This window comes from Thiohalocapsa sp. (genome assembly GCF_019695415.1).
Taxonomy (GTDB): domain Bacteria; phylum Pseudomonadota; class Gammaproteobacteria; order Chromatiales; family Chromatiaceae; genus Thiohalocapsa.
The window spans coordinates 1-3,260 of sequence record NZ_JAIFKJ010000291.1 but is presented as its reverse complement, the minus strand read 5'-3'; the positions used below and the strand labels follow the sequence as shown (position 1 = coordinate 3,260).

Below are 3,260 nucleotides of genomic sequence, written 5' to 3'. Positions count from 1 at the left end.
GCCTGGTCCGTCGGCCCGGCGCATTGCCGGCACAAGCCCGCGCCCGGCCGACGGACCAGGCGCCCATTACTGCGAGCACCAGGACCACCAGCTCCAGCAGGGTGTCGTAGCCACGGAAATTCAGCAGTACGGCGGTCACCGGGTGGGAGACGCCGCTTTCGTCGATGCGCTCGGCGACGGCGGCCGCCAGCCCCGGTGCCGGCTCTGACAACGACAGCACCGCCAGCGCAAGTCCACCAAAGACCGCTAGCAGCGCCAGCGTCAGCAGCACCCGCGCGGCGGGCGGCAGCGCTTCCACCGCGCGCGCAGAGGCGGTGGGGCCGGCCTGCTGCTGCGCCCTAGCCCGCGCATGCTGATCTGACTCCTGACGCACTGTCATACCTCGTCCCCCTCCGCGTCTTGGCGATGCTCGCGCCCGCGTCCAATGGGCGGCTCCAGGCGCACCAGCGCGGCCAACAGCAGGGCGCCGGTGACGCCAGCCCCGATGGCCATCTCGGCGAGTGCCACGTCCACGGCGTAGAGCCGTGCCCACACCAGCGCTAGGACCAGCCCGAAGGCGATGAAGAGCACCACCGCCCGAAACAGCGCGGGCGTGGATAGCGCGCGCCAGGCCAGCCAAAGCAGGAGCAGCGCGAGTACGCCGTCCAGCGCCCAGGCGAGGATCAGCCCTGCCATGGTCTGATCCGCCGAGCCCTGGCCCAGCTCGCCACCAGTTGGCTTGCAGCGCCGGACGCCGTGAGCACCAGGAGCCAGATCACCAGCAGCTTGCCCGCGGCAGCCCCGGTCTCCGCCCGCAGCATGAGCCCGAGCACGATCAGTCCCAGGCCCAGATTGTCCGCCTTGGTGAGGGCATGCAGGCGGGTGTAGACATCGGGAAAGCGCAGCAGCCCGACTGTGCCGGCAAAGAAGAAACCCACCCCTGCGAGCAGCAGCGCAATGGACAGGCTAACGATCATCACGGCTGTCCTGATCAGGCGTCGCGGTCTTGACGCTGGCGGTAAAAGCGATGACGGCGATGACCGCCAGCAGCGCCAGCACCAAGGCGACGTCACGCAGTGCGGGTAGCTCGAGCGCCTCTGCCAGCAGCAAGAGGATCGCGGCGGATGTCGTGCCAAAGAGCTGCGCGGCCAGCATGCGATCCGCCGCTGTGGGCCCATGGCGAACCCGCCAGAAGCCCGCGGCCAGCGTCAGCAGCAGAAAGAGCGTCAGTGCGAGATAGAGCGTGGTCATACGTCTTGCTCTGTGCTGTGCTGCCAGACGTTGGGTGCCGGTGCCTGCGGCGCTTGAAGCGCGACATCGAAGATCCACGCGACCTGCGCCTCCAGCAGCTCCAGCTCGTCCTGATAATTCCGCGTGGCGTCGAGCACGTGCACCCGAAGCCGCGCGCCGCTCACCGTCGCCAGCGTGCCCGGCATCAGGCTCACCAGGCTCGCCAGCATCACCGGTGCCGGGCCCGGCGGCAACCGTAGGCGATAGTCGAACACCGATGGCGCAAGCGGCATGCGCGGCTTGAGCGCCCGCACCGCCACGTCGATGCCGCCGTAGAGCGACTGCCAAAGAAAGAACGGCAGCAGCACCAGACCCCGTAGCACCGTCGGCAGCAGCGCGCGCGGCTTGCCCGCGTCCCGTGGCTCAGCAATGGCAAGCGGCAACATCGCCGCTGCGGCCGCAATACCCCCGCCGAACATCAGCCCCGCTTGGCGGCCGTCCGTCAGCAGCCACCAGATACCCAAGAACAGCGTGAACCGGCCCAGCAGCCCTGCCAACTGCGAGATCATGTCGCCCGCCGGCACGCGGTGTTCCGGGCGCGCAATGTTGCATTGATCATCTCTACCTCCTGGCAACGACCTCTCGGGCGCGCACAGCCCGCGCAGCGCATAGCTTGAGAACCTCGCGTCCGGGTGTCCAGCGCCATGTTGGCGCTACCCCTACCCGCGTCTCGGAACTCGCCGGACTGGCTCGATGCGGTGGTGCGGGAGTTGAAAACAAGACGGTAAACATGGTCTCGTCCGCAATGTGCCCAATGCGCCATGCCAGACATGCCGGAAGCCGTCGTGCTGACCGCGTCAAGGTCAAGGCGCGAGCGCAGGGGAGTGAGCCGGTGCGTTTTTCGTTGTTCTGTTTCATCTGCACGTTGCTTGTTGCGATTGGGGGGGCATCTGTCGCGGCACTGCCACCGCCGGTGCACGGCTTCAGGGTCATCGCGAACTGGCCTCATGACCCCCGAGCCTTCACCCAGGGTTTGGTAGTGGTGGATGGTACCTTGTATGAGTCCACTGGCGGCTATGGCGCGTCGAGCCTTCGGCGTGTCGACTTGACCACGGGCCGTGTCATCCAGCAGCGCGCGCTGCCGGATCGGCTCTTCGGCGAAGGGCTCACGGTGTGGGGTGGCGAGCTGGTGCAGCTCACTTGGCGTGCGGGGCGGGTGCTGCGTTATGAGCGCTCCACGTTCTCGCCGCTGAGCGAGCTGCCACTTGCCGGCGAGGGCTGGGGGCTGACGCATGACGGCACGCACTGGATCGTGAGCGACGGCAGTGCGGCACTGCGCTTTTTGGATCCGGTCTCTGGCGCCGAGGTGCGCAGGGTAGAGGCGCGCGACGGTGCACAGGTGGTGTCGCGCCTGAACGAGCTGGAGCTTGTCCCCGTGCCGGTCAAGCCCGTGATGGCCGGCGCAGAGCCAAATGAAGTGGTGAGCACGCGAGAAGAGATCTGGGCCAATATATGGCATCAGGATCGGCTGGTGCGTATCGACCCAGCTGACGGGCGTGTGCTGGGGTATGTGGATCTCACCGGACTCTGGCCGCGCTCGGAGCGGCCGCATCGAGAGGCGGTGCTGAACGGCATCGCGTACGACAGCAAGCAGAGCCGATTGCTGGTTACCGGCAAACATTGGCCGCGGCTGTATTGGATCGCGGTGCCCGGTCTTCTGCCGGCGCCTGAAGACGGTGCGAACTGACCGCGGCTATTCCGCGGAGCCCGGGCCCCGACTGCCGATGCAGCCTGGTCGCGTCCAACCCGCGCCCGCTCGTCTTGCCCTCCGGGTCATGGTCCCTGCTGGGGAGGTTGCCGGTGCTGGTCTGGCCGAATCCCTGACGGTGACCACCCGGCTTCCGCTAGAATCTGGCGGCTTCAGCCCTCCACAGCCGCCGACACCACGATGCTAGATTCAGCCTCGACGCATAGTCGCCAGTCCGATGTGGACCTCTACCCTCTCCTCTCCACCATCGACACGCCTGCGGACCTCCGCCGCCTGGAGGCGG

The 3,260-nt window shown here is 67.5% G+C and carries 5 protein-coding genes and 1 pseudogene; 1 reads left to right on the top strand and 5 read right to left on the bottom strand.

The window, feature by feature from the left end; genetic code table 11:
- The 5 genes and pseudogenes from I6U14_RS08460 to I6U14_RS08440 form a co-directional block, all read right to left on the bottom strand.
- Positions 1 to 379: pseudogene (locus I6U14_RS08460) on the bottom strand (sodium:proton antiporter); the annotation flags it as partial.
- Positions 376 to 675, bottom strand: a complete 300-nt coding sequence (locus tag I6U14_RS08455; RefSeq protein ID WP_296898443.1) for a DUF4040 domain-containing protein — start codon at positions 673 to 675, stop codon at positions 376 to 378. The gene I6U14_RS08455 and the pseudogene I6U14_RS08460, both read right to left, overlap by 4 nt.
- Positions 663 to 959, bottom strand: a complete 297-nt coding sequence (mnhG, locus tag I6U14_RS08450; protein WP_296898442.1) for a monovalent cation/H(+) antiporter subunit G — start codon at positions 957 to 959, stop codon at positions 663 to 665. Before mnhG ends, I6U14_RS08455 begins: the two co-directional genes overlap by 13 nt.
- Positions 946 to 1,230 carry a monovalent cation/H+ antiporter complex subunit F gene (locus I6U14_RS08445; protein WP_296898441.1) on the bottom strand — a complete coding sequence of 95 codons (285 nt, stop codon included), beginning with the start codon at positions 1,228 to 1,230 and terminating at the stop codon, positions 946 to 948. The genes mnhG and I6U14_RS08445 overlap by 14 nt, the downstream gene beginning before the upstream one ends.
- Entirely contained in the window at positions 1,227 to 1,793 is a 567-nt protein-coding gene (locus I6U14_RS08440; RefSeq protein ID WP_296898440.1) for a Na+/H+ antiporter subunit E, read from the bottom strand. The genes I6U14_RS08445 and I6U14_RS08440 overlap by 4 nt, the downstream gene beginning before the upstream one ends.
- Positions 1,794 to 1,999: 206 nt before the next feature.
- On the opposite strand from I6U14_RS08440, the gene I6U14_RS08435 reads away from it, so the two are divergent.
- Positions 2,000 to 2,956, top strand: a complete 957-nt coding sequence (locus I6U14_RS08435) for a glutaminyl-peptide cyclotransferase (RefSeq protein ID WP_367115646.1) — start codon at positions 2,000 to 2,002, stop codon at positions 2,954 to 2,956.
- The last annotated feature ends 304 nt before the right edge of the window (positions 2,957 to 3,260 follow it).

What these genes read in the sequence shown, in the direction of transcription:
- I6U14_RS08455 (WP_296898443.1), bottom strand. Translation starts at nt 675, where the DNA reads ATGGCAGGGCTGATCCTCGCCTGGGCGCTGGACGGCGTACTCGCGCTG.
- I6U14_RS08445 (WP_296898441.1), bottom strand. Translation starts at nt 1,230, where the DNA reads ATGACCACGCTCTATCTCGCACTGACGCTCTTTCTGCTGCTGACGCTG.
- I6U14_RS08435 (WP_367115646.1), top strand. Translation starts at nt 2,000, where the DNA reads ATGGTCTCGTCCGCAATGTGCCCAATGCGCCATGCCAGACATGCCGGA.